The sequence below is a fragment of the Pseudoxanthomonas sp. UTMC 1351 genome (assembly GCF_040948865.1).
Taxonomy (GTDB): Bacteria; Pseudomonadota; Gammaproteobacteria; order Xanthomonadales; family Xanthomonadaceae; genus Pseudoxanthomonas_A.
In genome coordinates, this window is the sequence record NZ_JAVGJT010000009.1 from 95777 (window position 1) to 109197 (window position 13421).

Consider the following 13421-nt stretch of genomic DNA (forward strand, 5'->3'; position numbering starts at 1 on the left):
GCGGCTGCGCGGACTCCATTGCAGTTCGCGCCCTGCACGTGTCCGTAGGTTCAAGGATCGAGCGGGTCGAGCGGATCGACTCGTGCGGAATCCGGGGAAGGACGGAAAACAATATCGAAAGGTGAGGTGCGCTTGCCGATCTTGCCGGGCTGGTAGCCGAGTTCACGCTGGTTGCGCGCGACGAATTCGGTGCTTTCCACGGCATCGATGTGGCGGGGATCGCTCAGGACCAGCGCGTCGCGATCCATCGGCGCCTTCATCGACATCAGCAATCGCGCTGCATTGCGCAGATTGGTCGTCGTATGCCGCGCATAAGGTTCGATCACGACCGCATGCGCAGGCATGCCGTAGCGTTCGATCAGTGCGTTGCGCATTTCGACAGCCTCGACGAAACGCGTATCACGTGGATGCACGGCAGCGCCGCTGACGATGATGAAAGGCGCCAGCCCGCTGAAGTAACGCTGGGCGGCGACCTTGACGTGCAGCTTGCCACGCGCGCTCAGCGGCGTCAGCAGATCTTCCGGCCCGGCGCCGAGCACGATGATTGCGGTGTAGCGGTAGCGCGACCAGTCCAGCTTCCGCGCATGCTGGAAAGCTTCCGAATTGAGCCCTTCATCGATGGGCTCGAAAGCGATCGCATCCAGCCGATCGTTCACGTCCATCAGCGCCAGCGCCAGGCCGATGCTGGGATCGAACGTGGCAACCGCTTCATCGCGGCTTACCTCGCTGATGGAAGCCGCCACCGCTACGTCGGCAGCGAGCCGCTGGCTGCCCTTCTTCCCGATCGGGCCGTCGATCTCGGGGTAGGGCGGCGTGCCGCCCTTGCCGTAGACGTCGAGGATGGCGTTGAGCCCCGCCAGTTCGCGGCGGACGGCCTCCTGATACTCGCGAGCCTCGGCAGACGAGCGATCGTGCGCGGCCGTCTTCGAGACCAAGCCGATCTCATCTTCTTTCCACGCCGACGCATCGATCTTGCAAACCGCATTGTCCGCGCATGCCGCCAGACGGCGACCCCGATCGGCCAGCATCGTGCGAACTTCAGCGCTCGCCTGCGATGCGTCCATCGCCGTGACCACCGGAAACAGACGTTTGCCGAGCGCGGCGATTAGCTTGTCTTCCGCCGTCACCGCGAACACCGGCTGGATCGCGGCGACGGCCATGCACAGCAACAGCGCGAAGCGCATTACCAACTCCGGCTCAATACCAGGCGGAAATTGCGGCCGAACAATGGGCGGCCGTAGATCGCCTCGCTGGAACCCTGGCCCGCCAATGCATCGGTGCGGGTATTGCCTTCGGTCAAGCCTTTCTCATCGGTCAGGTTGTCGCCCACCAGTTGCACGCCCCACGAACCACGTTTCCAGGAGACGCCGAAGCCCAGTGTCTGGTAGGACGGCAACGCGGTGCGGTTGAACAGATCGACATAGGATTTGCCGACAAAATCGTAACGAAGATAAGCCTCGATCTCATCGTTGCCGGACAGGAAGCTGAAAGTCGGGCGGATGTTGCCGTAGAGCTTCGGCTCGCGGACGATCTGGTTGCCGTTCACCGCGCTGGGATCCGCGCCGGCGCTGTTCTGCAGATTCTCGTATTGCGGGTCGCTGAGCGTCACCGCACCCGCCAGCGAGAACCAATCAGACGCCCTGAACATGCCGTCCATCTCGACGCCCTTGGACACTGCCGTACCGATGAAGGGCACCGACTGGTCGTTGCGACCTGTCACTGGGTTGTAGGCCACGAACGAGGCATTGAGCGGATCGAACTTGGTGTAGAAAGCCGTCAGGTACAGATAGGCGCGATCGAAGGTCGCCTTGAAGCCGAGTTCGTACTGATCGGTTTTGGTCTCGACAATAGTTGGATTGATGCTGCGCGCAACGCTGGACTGCGGTGCGATCTCCACATGCGAGGCGCGGCCGTAAGCGCCGAAGTTGGAATTGAAGTCGTAGTTCAGGCCGACCGTCCAGTTGGTGACCGAAGGATCAAGGTTGTGCGTCTGCGTACCACCGCTGAAGCGCCGGGTGGTGTCGTCGGCCAGCGTGTCGGCATCGCCCAGGTTGGCGCCTTCGGTCTGCTCGGCATAGCCGTCGTAGCTGTATCGCTCGTGGCGGATACCGGCGTCCAGTTTGAATTTGTCGGTGATTTCCCAGGTGTCGTTGGCGTACACCGCGAACATCTTCGCATCCACTTCACCGTTGTTGAGCGTGGTCGTGTAGCGCAACACGCCGTTGTCGGTCACGTAGCCCAGCGGCGCGCCTTGCGCCGAATAGGCCACCAGGTCCAGCGTCCTCGGCTTGCCCGCCACTTCCAGCAGCATGTCCTGGAAAGCGGTGAAAGCGGTGGTGCCGTAGAACGAGGTATAGATACCGATATTGAGATCGTGCGCGCCGAAGCCGGTTTCGAACCGGCGAGCTGCACTGAGGTCCGCCTGCGCCGAATAGAACTCCGACTCGATGGCGCGATACTGTGCGGATATCACCAGGCCGGAAGCCGCGTAGGGGTCGTAGGCCGTGGCGCCGTTCGTGCCGGCCAGCGCATAGCCCATCGACGCCACATCGGCGCCGAAAGCCGTCCGCGCTCGGGCGAGGTAGCTGTTGGCGAACGTGTTTCCATCGACCGGGTTGGTGGTGGAATAAAGCGCATCGAAGCTCAGCTTGCCCTTGGTGTAGCCGGACTTGAACGAGACGACCCAGTCGCCGGCGTTGTTCTCGTACTGGAAGCCGATGTTGCTGAAACGCATATGGCGGCCGTCCGCCAGATCACGGCGCAGGCTTTGCGTCACACCCGCGGAATCCAGGTACTTGAGGTTCACGTTGCGCAGCGAAGGCGAGTTCATCGTGCCTTCGAAGTAATCCAGGTACGGATCCAGCGACACCGAAGGATCTCGCGGATCGGCAATCGGAATCGGCAGGTAGAAGACGTTGTGGTCGTCGACGAAAGTGCCACTGAACTTTATCCAGCTGTCTTCCATGTAATGCTTGATGTTGGCACGCAGCTGGCCGCCTTGATCGTTGGGAAAGCCGTTGTCGCGATAGCCGTCGTGGTGACGCAGGAAACCGCCGACCGCGTAGTACGTGTCTTCGGAAATGGCGCCGGATTGATAGGCCTCGGCACGGTAGAGACCGGTATCGCCGAGCGTGAGCTGGGCCTTGCCCTTCGTCTCGTCGCCGCCCTCGGCCAGGATGTTGTTGACGATGGCCGCACCACCGCTGGCGTAGATCGGCGCCGGACCGCCACGCACCACTTCGACGCGCTGGTTCATCACATCGAAGCGATGCATGCCTTCGCCGGAGTTGAAGAAGTGCCCGTCGATTTCATGGAACAGCGGCAAGCCATCCTGCTGGAAGATGATGTAGCCGCGGTCGGTCGGAATGCCGCGCAGACGCGTGATGTTCTGCACTTCGCCACCAGTCGATTCGACATGGATGCCGGGCACGTTGCCCAGCAGATCCGCATAGCTCTTGGGCGCCAGCTTCTGCACTTCCTCCGCGGTCAGCGAGTTGACCGCATAGGAGGCATCGAAACGACGCTGGGTCCTGGCCGAACCCGTGACCACCACCGCATCCAGCTCGCTGACCTTCGCGCTTTCCTGCGGAGCGGGCGTCTCTTTCGTCTCAGGCTGAGCTTCTGGCGCTTCCTGCGCGGCTGATACCAACGGAGCAGCAAACACAATCGCAGCCGCAACGGCCTTGGCCAGGCGATTACAGGAATAGGAACGAGGACAGCGCATGAGCAATAGACCCTTCGATGAGTGAAAAAGCACGAGTGTCGCAATGCAGCAGCCGAGCATTATCCGAAGGGTTCATTACAAGCGTGCGTAACGATTGATTAATTCTTTCTCTGAATCTCGGTTTTGTTGGCTAGGACGTGCGATCCACGGAGGCTGAGCACGCGCGCGCCATCGCACGCCTGGGTACCTTGGTTTCTGACCATGGAGGCATGGATGTTGTGGGCGGTATAACGTCGGTGCCAACCTTCGGATTCGCAGTGAGCTGGCTATTCGATCCTGCTATGCGCGCGCTTGTTAGCCCGATGCAACCGTCCTAATATCGAGCCGCTTTTGGTGCAGTCGCCTTCATCGGTGGTTTGGCGGTCTCCGCTCTTGAGAGGTCCGGCGCGGCGCTACCTAAGGAACCTCTGAATAATTGTCGTCGTCCCCGCGAAGGCGGGGATCCAGCGACTTAAACCATTGAAAGCAAAGGCACTGGGTTCCCGCCTTCGCGGGAATGACGAGCAAAAGCCGAATTATTCAGACCTTCCCTAAGGCGCTTGGCCGTGCCTGCTCGTTCTGGCCGCTGTCGGTGCGGTTTTGGTGCCGGTGTCGGGCTTCTGGCTGGTATTCCCGCCCGCGAATGGCATTGTGGCAAGAAGATCGGGTACTCACTCGCGTGCGTGAGCGAAATTTCGGGCTGCGATTCGCGCGTCCGGGCTCGATTGAGGCATTTGGCGGGTGATGTCACTAACTTGCGAGGTACAACATGCGCATTTTTACAGCTCTTGCATTTCTCGCGCTGGCTGCCATGCCCGGTGCGACCAATGCACAAGATGGTCGCTACGTCTGTTCAAGCAATGGCAACGAGATTCAGCAGCTACGGATCTATGAGATCAATCGCAGCAACAAGGATGCCTTTCACAGGCGCTTCCAAGATCATGCTCTGCGCATCATGAAGCGACATGGCTTCAAGATAATCGATATGTGGGAAAGCGATACGGGTGAGAAGATTGAGTTTGTATATCTTCTCACCTGGCCGGACCAAGCCACCATGGATTCGCGCTGGAGCGAATTTCTCGCAGATCAGGAATGGATCGACATAAAAAAGCAGACCGCTGCGGAGAGCGGGGAGCTTGTTCGGGAAGCCAATGGCCAACCATTGGTCCGTGTGTCTTATAGCCCGGCATGTTCCGCGCGGTGAGTCGTACGCCGCGTAACAACTCTTTTAACCGAAGCCGCTTTGCGGCTCGGCCTAATCCATCAAAAACTCGCACTGAAGCGCATCTATAACCGCAATGAAGAGGGTTCGGCGATCGCTACGTCCCATTCGGGCTACTTTCCGCGCCGCATGCGGCGCGACCGGAAAGTTCGTAGAACGTTCAAGCATTCCCCGGGTGCGCTGCGCTTACCCGGGCTACTGGCTGCACACTTGCCCGGGCTGCTTGCCAAATGAACCCTTGTAGGAGCGGCGTCCCGCCGCGAGCTCTTCCTGTCAGGTCGCGGTAGAAGCAAAAGCTCGCGCCGAGACGGTGCTCCTACAGGAAGGGCTACGGCGCAACCGCGTTCAGTCGCACTTGCTGGGAAGGCAGGCCTTCGGTTTCGATATCAATGACGATCGGGCCGGCTTGGCTGCCGGCGCGGACAACGGCGACTACTCGGCCGTGGAAGGTCATCCGTTCGCCGGACTGGAAGCTGGAAATATCCACCGGATTGCCGTTGCCGATGCCGGCGAATGTTCCCGCTCCGCTCACACGCACGCGGACCTTTTTGTCGTCCTTGCGTGCATAGACGGGCGTGCCGTCGGCGTCGTGCAGTTCCACCGTGACGTAGGCCAGGTCCTCGCCATTGGCGGTGAGCTGCGACCGGTCCACCGACACCGCGGCGGCGCCGGGTTGGCCTGCGGTGCGCAGTTCCCAACGCGCGGCCTCGCGCCCGTCGCGATAGCCCACGGCGAGCAGACGACCCGGCGTGTAAGGGACGTCGTAGGCGACCTTGTATTCACTTTCCACGCTGACGGTTTTGCGACCTAGGCTCTTACCGTTGAGGAACAATTCCACTTCCGGCAATTCGGAATAGACCAGCACTTCCTGGCGCTTGCCTTCCTGTCCCGGCCACGTCCAGCTGGGATGGACGTCTTCCAGCGACCAGTCGAGGTGCGGCGGCGTGATCGGATACAGGTGGCGGTCGGGCAGATCCTCGGTGCCCTTGGGTTGGCGGACGAAGGCGGAGATCGGCGTGATGCCGGTCTTCCAGACGACTTGGCGGTAGTAGGCCGCCGGACGCAGCCGGCCTGTGGCATCGATCTCGCCGCAGTACGCCAAGTGCCAAGGATAGGGACCAAGCTTCTGCCAGTCCTGGCTGTAACCCATCCAGCCGATGCCGGATTCGCCCAGATAGTCGACGGCGGTCCAGACGAAATCGCCGATCACCCACGGCTGGGTTTCGACCGCGCGCCAGTAAGAAAAGAGCTCCTTCGACAGGGACTCGGAGGTGTACATGGTCAGCTTGGGAAGCTGTTCATGCTCCTTGGCGAAGATGTGAGCGTGGTAGTTGTAGCCGACGACATCCAATTCCGCGGCTTGCTTGGTGCTCTTCGGCGGGTCGGCGTTGATGCCTTGGGTGACCGGCCGTGTCGGGTCGAGCTTGCGCACGCGGTCGGCGAGCTTGCGGGCGGTCTCGACACCTTGGGGCGTGCCGTCTTCGGGGATCTCGTTGCCGATGCTCCAGAACAGCACGCTGGGATGATTGCGGCCGCTGATGACCATGCTGTCGATATCCTGCGGCCAGTCTTCGGCGAAGAAACGCGAATAATCCTGCGGTTTCTTGCTCTTGTTCCAACTGTCGAAGGCTTCGTTGATGACCAGCATGCCCAGTTCGTCCGCTGCGTCCAGCGTGGCCTGGCTGGCTGGGTTGTGTGCGCTGCGAATCGCGTTGTAGCCGGCGGCCTTCATCAGGGCGACCTTGCGAACCTCCGCGTCGGGCGCACCTGCGGCGCCGATCATGTAGTTGTCGTGATGGATGTTGCCGCCGCGCAGCAGCACTCGCTTGCCGTTGATGCGAAGACCATTCGTGGCATCCAAGGAAACCGAACGAATTCCGAAGCGGGTCCGCCGCTCATCGACGGTTGCGCCATCGACGCGGATCTCCTGCACCAGTGTGTAGAGCTCGGGGGATTCCGGAGACCACAACCGCGGATGGGTGACGATGAGTTCCTGCGAGCGTTCCGCGCGCGCGCCGGCGGGTACCGCATGCGTCTGCCTGGCCTCGGCAACCGTCACGCCACTGGCCGCAACCACTTTCGCCACCCATTCGGCGGACTGCGCCTTGTTTGATCGGTTGGTGATGGCGGCGCTCACCGCGACCACGCCTCGGTCTTTGGCCGCGACCGGTGTTGAGACGAATACGCTCTCCGATTCGATGTGGACCGTATCGAGCAGCTCCAACGCGACCGGCCTGATCAGTCCCGAGCCGGCGTACCACCGCGACGATGGATCGGCATGGTCGACGCGCACGACGATGACATTGCTGCCGGCGCGCACCTTGCCGGTCAGATCGACGGAAAAGGCGGTGTAGCCGTAGCGGTGCTTCTTCAGGTGTTCGCCGTTCACCCAGATGTCGGCGTCCATGTACACGGCTTCGAAGTTCAGCCGGACGATGCGGGAAGCCTCGGTGGGCGTGAGAACCAAATCCCGGCGGTACCAGCCGGTGCCGCCCGGCAGATAGCCCGAATCCTGGCCGCTGGGCGTGTCCCGGTCGAACGGTGGCTGCCCATCCGCTTTGTCCATGATGGAGAAATCGTGGGGCACGGCCACCTGATGCCAGGAGCGATCATCGAAGGTGGTCCGCTCCGCACCTGTGGCTTCACCGGCGTGGAAGCGCCAGTCTTGCGACAGGCTGCGAACTTCCGCCCAGGCGGGCGATGCGCTGATCGCCATGAGCAGTGCCGCGGCGAGGCATCGTTTAGTGGCCGGAATCGTTCTCAAAGTAGGTCTCCTCCCTCTGTGTTGCGAATGCCGATCGACGGGCGCTTGTCGAACACGCCATGCGGAGTAACCCAGGTCTTGAGGCGGAAACCCTGCTTGCCAGTGGATTGAGTCCGGCTACGTCGGAGCGGCTTTTCGGGTGCATCCATGGAGGAAGCGGTCCCTCGGAAAAGGAAGCGGCGACCGGAATGTCTGATCGCACTGCGACGCTTTATGGCGCGATGCTACAAGACATACTGATGCTTCAAAAATCACAATATCGGCGGTTTCGATATCTGTTCGGATATGGAGTTGCGCTTTATCAGCGCCGAATATCAACTCCCCTATGGGCGAAGGCGCGCATGTGCTTTTTTGTAGGAGCGCCGTCTCGGCGCGAGCTTTTGACTTATTCGCGACCCCGTGGGAAGAGCTCGCGGCGGGGACGCCGCTCCTACAAAGGCGGGGAGGCTGCAGCGGCCTTTGCTCTTGTAGGAGCGCCGTCTCGGCGCGAGCTTTGATCTGTTCGGGGTCCGGTGAAGAGCTCGCGGCGGGACGCCGCTCCGCGCCCCGATAGCTGCTCAGCGCGTGCGATCAAGAACGCGCCGCAGCGCGCATAGGTGGGGAACCGCGGGCTTAAATCGCTCTTCGCTTTCGCGCGACCTGACAGAAAGAGCTCGCGGCGGGGACGCCGCTCCTACAAAGGCGGGGAGGCTGCAGCGGCCTTTGCTCTTGTAGGAGCGCCGTCTCGGCGCGAGCTTTGATCTGTTCGGGGTCCGGTGAAGAGCTCGCGGCGGGACGCCGCTCCTACAAGGGAAAACCAGGCTGCTGCCGCCGCAATACTTGCCCCAGCAATACCACCGGTGTCACCGCGTCCCTATACCGATTCGTATATCAACAGCGGTGTTTCATGTATTTGTGACATATGCCTGCGGCCCGCAGAATCGAGCGCGTCGCTGCTTCCGACCGATGCACTTTCACCGGAAGCTCGGATCACTCTCTGCTGCCGGCTACAGAACCATGAAGCTATCCCGACGATCGTTCATCCAATCCACGGCCGCGGTCGCTTCGATTCCATTTTTAGGTGCGAAGGCCGCGGCGCTTGCGCCGACCTTCTCGCCGACCTGGGATTCGCTGGTTGACGGCTACCGGACGCCCGATTGGTTCCGCGATGCGAAGTTCGGCATCTGGGCGCACTGGAGCGCGCAGTGCGTGCCCGAGATGGGCGACTGGTACGCGCGCCGCATGTACATCCAGGGCAACTGGCAGTACGACCATCACGTCAAGCATTACGGCCACCCGACCAAGGTCGGCTTCATGGAGATCCAGAACCGCTGGAAGGCGGAGAACTGGGACCCGGACGCGCTGTTGGATCTCTACGTGAAGGCCGGCGCCAAGTACTTCGTCGCGCTGGCCAACCATCATGACAACCAGGACGCGTTCAACTCCAAGTACCACGGCTGGAACACGATGCGCGTGGGTCCCAAGAAGGACATCGTCGGTATCTGGGCGAAGGCGGCGCGCGCGCGCGGACTGCGCTTCGGTGTCAGCAACCATGGCGCGCACGCGTGGCATTGGTACCAGCCCGCCTATGGCTACGACCCCGAAGGCCCGCACGCCGGCAAACGCTACGACGCCTTCCACCTGACCAAGGCCGATGGCCGCGGCAAATGGTGGGAGGGCCTGGACCCGCAGCAGCTCTACACCGGCCGCAATATCGTCATGCCCGATGGCTTCAAGACCATTCGTAGCGTCGAAGCCTGGCAGGAAAGCCAGACGGCTTTCTGGGACGAAAAGCCGCCGCTGCACAACCCGGCTTTCACCCGCCAGTGGTTCCTGCGCTGCCGCGACTTGATCGACAGCTACCGGCCCGACCTCGTGTATTTCGACAACCACGGTTTGCCGCTCGGCCAGGCCGGGTTGGACATGACCGCGCACTACTACAACGCCAGCATGGCGTGGAATGGCGGCAAGCTGGAGGCCGTCGTCAACGCCAAGGTGTTGCCGACGGAGTGGCGCGCGGGCGTGGTCGAGGATGTAGAGCGAGGCTTCCGCGAAAGCATCGAGCCGCTGCCGTGGCAGACCTGTACTTGCCTGGGCGACTGGCACTATGCGCGTTCGCTCTTCGACAACCACGAGTACAAGCCGGCGAGCACGGTGATCCATCGCCTGTGCGACATCGTCTCCAAGAACGGAAACCTGCTGCTGTCGGTGCCGATGCGCGGCGACGGCAGCATCGATGCCGACGAGCACAAAATCCTGGAAGACATCGCCGCCTGGATGGCACGCAACAGCGAAGCCATCTACGGCACCCGCCCGTGGCGCACGTTCGGCGAAGGACCGACGCGAGTGGGCAGCGGCATGTTCAGCGAGGGCGCGTCCAAGCCGCTCACCGCCGAGGACATTCGCTTCACCACCAAGGATGGCGTCTTGTATGCCGCCGCGCTCGGCTGGCCCACCGACGGCGTGCTGCGCATCCAGACGCTGGCGGAGGAATCGGCGCTGGCACCCGGCGCCATCGACCGCATCGAGGCGTTGGGTTCGACGGAAAGCCTGCCGTTCCAGCGCAGCCGCAAGGGACTGGAAGTGCGCCTGCCTGAAGGGCTCGCCGGCTCGATCGCCGTCGTACTGAAGATTCGCGGCAACGGCCTGACATGAAGAATGCAGATGAAAACACGGGTCTTGATTGCCGCTGCGGCGGGAACCGTCTGCAATGTCATCTCTTCAAGACGATTACCGATCCCTGCATCGAAGTGGAGTAAGCGATGACACAACAATATCTGCGGGGCATGGCCCTGGCCGTTCTGTTCGGCCTGGCGGCCTGCGGTGGCGGCACAACGTCGCCACCTCCCGCGCCCACGCCCAGAGCCGCAGCCGCAGCTACAGCTACAGCCACAACCACAACCACAACCACAACCACAACCACAACCACAGCCGCAGCCGCAGCCGCAGCCGCAGCCGCTGCGACGCCGCTGCAAGTAATGGCAGGCCCACTCCCAGCGAGGAAGACCTGGAACAGCGTGAAGTTCGGCGGTGGCGGCTACGTCAGCGGCTTGGTCTTCCATCCGGCCACCGCCAACCTGCTGTATGCGCGCACCGACATCGGTGGCGCCTACCGTTGGCACCAGGCGACGTCATCCTGGGTGGCCATCACCGATGGCCTGGGTTTTGGTGCGGCCGACAGCCGTTTCCACGGCGTCGAGAGCATGGCCGTCGATCCAAACAACGACCAGCTCGTCTACATGGGCGCCGGCATGTACACGACCGAAGGCAACGGCCGCCTGTACCTCTCCAGCAACCGCGGTGATCAGTGGACCTACGTCGCCCTGCCCTTCCCGCTCGGCGGCAATAATCCCGGCCGGGCCATCGGTGAACGCCTGATGGTGGACCCCAATAAGCCGTCGACGCTGTTCTACGCCACACGCACGGCCGGCCTATGGAAGAGCATCGACTCGGGCCTCACCTGGGCGCAGGTCACGTCGCTGTCGTCCGCCAAGTTGACCCAGGACCAGGTCAATGCCTTGGGCATCAACAGTGCGATGGGCGTCGAGACGGTCGTCTACGACACCGGCACCAAGGGCAGCGGCACGGCCACGCAGACGATCTACGCGCCCATCGCGCCGGACTACGTCCAAACAGCAGGCCTGGCCTCGAACCTGTACAAGTCCAGCAACGGCGGCGCCTCGTGGACGCCGGTCGCGGTGCCGATCTCCGGCTATCACATCCCCCACATGGTGCGCGCCGCAGACGGCATGTTCTATGTGGTCTTCACCAAGGAGACCGGCCCGGGCGCCGGTGGTCCCGCCCGTCTCTACAAGTTCGACGGCAGCAACTGGACCTTGCTCAACAGCAACGACTCCGCCGGCTACGGCGGCGTGTCCGTCTCCGGCACCGGCGGGACCACGCGCATTGCGCTGGGTGTGACCAACACCTGGGGCAGCTTCAGCGGCCAGCAAATCATCCGGCTGTCTGACGACGCCGGCCGCAACTGGCGCGAGATCGCGGCCACCATGCCGCATACGCCGGCCGACGCGTCCTTCTGGGGCTGGCCCGACGACGTCGAGATCAATCCCGCCAACCGGGATCACATCCTGTACGGCCATGGCGGCGGCATCTGGGAAACGCGCAACGCATCCTCGGCCACGCCGAGCTGGATCGAGCTGAACGACGGCATCGAGGAGACTGCCGTCCTGGGTCTGGCCACACCGCCGGCCAGCGCCACGTACACCGTGATCAATGGTATGGGAGACGTCGGCACCTGGGTGCACACCAACCTCGCGACCAAGCCGACGCTGACGCCGGCCACTGGCTGGAGCAACGGCTTCGCCGCCGACATGGCGTGGTCCGACCCGCAGTACATGGCCACCATCGGCGTGGTCCTGGGCACCAGCACCGGCTACGGCGTGTGGTCCGGCGACGGCGGCAACACCTGGGCCCAGTTCGCCACGTACCCGACGGGCGTCGCGGACAACAAGGGTGGGGAAGCGAGCATCGCCATCACCGCGCGCAACAGGGCGATCTGGGCCCCCGGCAACTCGGTGCCGTCCTACACCACGGACAACGGCGCCACCTGGGTGCCGACCAATCTGCCCGCGATCAACACCATCTTCCCGCGCGCCTACCGCCTGGTCGTAGATCGCAAGAACCCGAACAAGGTCTATGCCTACGATTCCGGCGGCCACTGGTGGGGCACGCCGGGCAAGGTGTACGTGTCGACGAACGGCGGCCACACCTTCACGCTGAGCCAGGGTTCGGTGAACGCGGGGCTGGCCCCCAACTATTTCGGGAACACCTCGCTGGCGGTCAACCCCAACGTCGAGGGCGACATCTGGCTGGCCGACGGCAACGCCGTGTACCACTCGACGGATTCGGGCGCGACCTGGACCAGGCTCAACGCCTTTGCGTCGATCTGGGGCGACCACGAAACGTGGTCCTATCCCGAAGTGCAGGGCGCCAGCATAGTGGCGTTGGGCAAGGCGGAGATAGGCGCGACCTACCCGGCCGCGGTCTACGTGGTGGGCGTGGTGAATGACGTGTGGGGCGTGTACCGCTCCAACGACGGCGGTGCCACCTGGACGCGCTTCAACGACGATGCTCACCAGTACGGCGGCATCGGCGTGATGGCGGCGGATCAGCGCATCCATGGACGGATCTACTTCAGCGGCACCGGCCGCGGCCTGTTGTACGCAACCAAACCCATGTAGTTCATTTCCATGGACGGATCTACTTCAGCGGCACCGGCGCGGCCTGTTGTACGCAACCAAACTGATGTCGTTCATTCGCGGCCATAGCGAATGACGGAGCAGCCTGCCGCCCTGTCGGCAGGCCTCCACCCTCATCAACCAACGCACCCAGGAACGATGTGGAGTAAACAGTGGCGCAACGATATTCAAGGGGTACCGTAACTCTGTCCGGTCTGTTGGCCATGGTGGCCGGCCTGCCGGCCTGCGGCGTTGGCGGCGCAACCTCGTCTCCGCCCGCATCCGCACCCATCGCCGTAACCGCATCCGCAGCGGTATCCGCTGCTGCGATACCGCAGGCAATGGGCGGCGCACTTCCCGCCAGGCTGAAGGAGGTCGTGGGCAACGGCCCGTTCATCGTGGTCGATCAGTTCGGCTATCTGCCCGGCCTGAAGAAAGTGGCAGTGCTGCGCGACCCGGCAGAAGGTTTCGACAGTGCGAACCAGTACCGGCCGAGCGCGACGCTGCAGGTGGTCAATACGGCGACGAACACGGTGGTATTCCGCGGTTCGCCCA

General features: G+C 62.8%; 8 protein-coding genes and 1 pseudogene. 5 read left to right on the forward strand and 4 right to left on the reverse strand.

The genetic code is table 11. From position 1 onward, the window contains the following. Window positions 1–50 precede the first annotated feature (50 nt). A complete protein-coding gene (locus AB6O04_RS07720) occupies window positions 51–1184 on the reverse strand; it encodes a YdcF family protein (RefSeq protein WP_368563258.1) in 1134 nt (377 codons plus the stop codon). Then, window positions 1184–3724, reverse strand: a complete 2541-nt coding sequence (locus AB6O04_RS07725) for a TonB-dependent receptor (RefSeq protein ID WP_368563260.1) — start codon at window positions 3722–3724, stop codon at window positions 1184–1186. Before AB6O04_RS07725 ends, AB6O04_RS07720 begins: the two co-directional genes overlap by 1 nt. Before the next feature lie 558 nt (window positions 3725–4282). On the opposite strand from AB6O04_RS07725, the gene AB6O04_RS07730 reads away from it, so the two are divergent. Together AB6O04_RS07730 and AB6O04_RS07735 are read left to right on the forward strand one after the other, a co-directional pair. Then, complete coding sequence (locus tag AB6O04_RS07730; RefSeq protein WP_368563426.1) at window positions 4283–4390, forward strand: DUF6463 family protein; 108 nt, start codon at window positions 4283–4285, stop codon at window positions 4388–4390. Between the two features lie 82 nt (window positions 4391–4472). Further along, window positions 4473–4907, forward strand: coding sequence for an NIPSNAP family protein (locus tag AB6O04_RS07735; protein WP_368563261.1), 435 nt, complete (start codon window positions 4473–4475; stop codon window positions 4905–4907). A gap of 346 nt (window positions 4908–5253) precedes the next feature. Here the strand turns inward: AB6O04_RS07735 and AB6O04_RS07740 are convergent, their stop codons facing one another. Continuing rightward, a complete protein-coding gene (locus AB6O04_RS07740) occupies window positions 5254–7689 on the reverse strand; it encodes a glycoside hydrolase family 2 TIM barrel-domain containing protein (protein ID WP_368563262.1) in 2436 nt (811 codons plus the stop codon). A gap of 996 nt (window positions 7690–8685) precedes the next feature. On the opposite strand from AB6O04_RS07740, the gene AB6O04_RS07745 reads away from it, so the two are divergent. Next, on the forward strand, window positions 8686–10323 hold the full coding sequence (locus tag AB6O04_RS07745; protein WP_368563263.1) for an alpha-L-fucosidase: 1638 nt from the start codon (window positions 8686–8688) through the stop codon (window positions 10321–10323). 323 nt (window positions 10324–10646) lie between these two features. Beyond that, window positions 10647–12869 carry a hypothetical protein gene (locus AB6O04_RS07750; RefSeq protein WP_368563264.1) on the forward strand — a complete coding sequence of 741 codons (2223 nt, stop codon included), beginning with the start codon at window positions 10647–10649 and terminating at the stop codon, window positions 12867–12869. A 19-nt stretch (window positions 12870–12888) separates the two neighbouring features. On the opposite strand, the gene AB6O04_RS07755 is transcribed toward AB6O04_RS07750, so the two are convergent. Next, window positions 12889–13251, reverse strand: a complete 363-nt coding sequence (locus tag AB6O04_RS07755; protein WP_368563431.1) for a hypothetical protein — start codon at window positions 13249–13251, stop codon at window positions 12889–12891. Between AB6O04_RS07755 and AB6O04_RS07760 the strand changes: the two are divergent. After that, window positions 13208–13369 (forward strand): annotated as a pseudogene (locus tag AB6O04_RS07760) (hypothetical protein); the annotation flags it as partial. The gene AB6O04_RS07755 and the pseudogene AB6O04_RS07760 sit on opposite strands and share 44 nt — an antisense overlap. Between the last annotated feature and the right edge of the window lie 52 nt (window positions 13370–13421).

Bases quoted from the DNA above. Each gene is read 5' to 3' on its own strand.
- AB6O04_RS07720 (WP_368563258.1), bottom strand. From the start codon at position 1,184: ATGCGCTTCGCGCTGTTGCTGTGCATGGCCGTCGCCGCGATCCAGCCG.
- AB6O04_RS07725 (WP_368563260.1), bottom strand. From the start codon at position 3,724: ATGCGCTGTCCTCGTTCCTATTCCTGTAATCGCCTGGCCAAGGCCGTT.
- AB6O04_RS07735 (WP_368563261.1), top strand. From the start codon at position 4,473: ATGCGCATTTTTACAGCTCTTGCATTTCTCGCGCTGGCTGCCATGCCC.
- AB6O04_RS07745 (WP_368563263.1), top strand. From the start codon at position 8,686: ATGAAGCTATCCCGACGATCGTTCATCCAATCCACGGCCGCGGTCGCT.
- AB6O04_RS07750 (WP_368563264.1), top strand. From the start codon at position 10,647: ATGGCAGGCCCACTCCCAGCGAGGAAGACCTGGAACAGCGTGAAGTTC.